This is a genomic window from Sphingomonas sp. TF3, from assembly GCF_003985085.1.
GTDB lineage: Bacteria > Pseudomonadota > Alphaproteobacteria > Sphingomonadales > Sphingomonadaceae > Sphingomonas.
The window spans coordinates 1-1,624 of the sequence record NZ_RWKS01000072.1; the positions used below are offsets into that span (position 1 = coordinate 1).

At 64.8% G+C, this 1,624-nt stretch carries 2 pseudogenes; one reads left to right on the forward strand and one right to left on the reverse strand.

The features are described from left to right. Window positions 1-780 (forward strand): annotated as a pseudogene (locus EJC47_RS20825) (Tn3 family transposase); the annotation flags it as partial. Between the two features lies 1 nt (window position 781). On the opposite strand, the pseudogene EJC47_RS20830 reads toward EJC47_RS20825, so the two are convergent. Beyond that, window positions 782-1,624 (reverse strand): annotated as a pseudogene (locus tag EJC47_RS20830) (IS110 family transposase); the annotation flags it as partial.

Consider the following 1,624-nt stretch of genomic DNA (forward strand, 5'->3'; position numbering starts at 1 on the left):
TGGGGACTGGGCGACACCTCGTCGTCGGACGGGCAGTTCTTCCGTGCGGGCGGACGAGGTGAGGCGCGCGCCGACCACAACGCCCGCTACGGCAGCGAGCCGGGCGTGCTGTTCTACACCCATGTCTCCGACCGTTATGCGCCCTTCCACAGCAAGGTCATTGCCCCCAATACCGGCGAGGCTTCGCACGTCATTGACGGGCTACTCGACCATGAAAGCGGCATCGCGATCCGCGAACATGCGACCGATACCGCCGGCGCCGTCGATCACGTCTTCGGCCTGTGCCACCTGCTCGGCTTCCGCTTCGCACCCCGCATCCGCGACCTTGGCTAACGCCGCCTCTATGCCATGAGTGACCTGACACCTTGGCCGACACTTCGTCCGCTCGTCGCCGGTCCGGTGAACCTCCGCGCCATCGAGGAGGACTGGAACGAGACGCTGCGGCTTGCCGCCTCGATCCGGGCCGGCACCGTCCGCGCATCGGTGATGCTGCGCAAGCTTGCCGGCTATCCGCGCCAAAATCCGGTCGCCCGCGCGTTGCGCGAGATCGGGCGGGTGGAGCGCACCCTGTTCATGCTCGACTGGCTCGACGATGCCGATCTGCGTCGCCGCACCAACGCCAACCTCAACAAGGGCGAGGCCCGCAACGTGCTCGCCCGCGCGGTCTTCTTCAACCGGCTCGGCGAGCTTCGCGACCGCACCTTCGAGAACCAGCGACACCGCGCCTCCGGCCTCAACCTCATCGTCTCGGCCATCATCCTGTGGAACACAGTCTATCTCGGCTGCCGATGATCAACAGGCGCCGCAATGTTCGCTCACCCATCCGCGAGATCGCACCAAGCTTCTGTTTGCCGCCCATCGAGGCTTGTTTTGGCACGAGCCCAAGCCACGCAGCAAAGTCGCGCCCCTTGGCGAATTTCTCGGCTAGTGGCGCGATGGCAGCAATGGCGGTTGCGGTAATCGGACCGATGCCGGGAATAGTCATCAATTGGCGCGCCACCTCGTCCTCGCGAGCCCGGCGCGCGATTTCCTTGTCGAGGGCTGCTACTCGTTTGTCGAGTTCGGCCAGCCTCTCGATCATCATCGAAAACATCGGTCGTGCCGCCTCCGGCAGTGTTCCCCCGATCTCGCCGCCATCAAGCAGATCCGCCAGCATCGCAAGGTGAGCCGCACCTTTGGGTGCAACCCAGCCATATTCGGCCAAGTGACCGCGGATCGCGTTGCCGAGCTGAGTGCGCTGCTTGACCGCCAAGTCGCGCGTGCGGAACACCAGCGCGGCTGCCTGCTGTTCCTCGGTCTTCACCGCGACGAAGCGCATGCTCGGCCGCTGTGCCGCCTCGCAGATCGCCTCCGCATCCACCGCATCGTTCTTGTGCCGCTTTACAAACGGCTTGACGTACGCAGGTGGGATCAGTCGGACCTCATGTCCCATCGCCCGCAGCTCGCGAGCCCAATGATGTGCACCACCGCACGCCTCCAGCGCCACCAAGCAGCGCGGATGTGCCGCGAAGAAGTCGAGCAGCTTTCCGCGCGTGATCCTGCGACTGAACACAGCTCGACCGGTCGCATCGGCGCCGTGCGCGTTAAAAACATGCTTGGCGATATCGAGACCGATCGTGGTAAC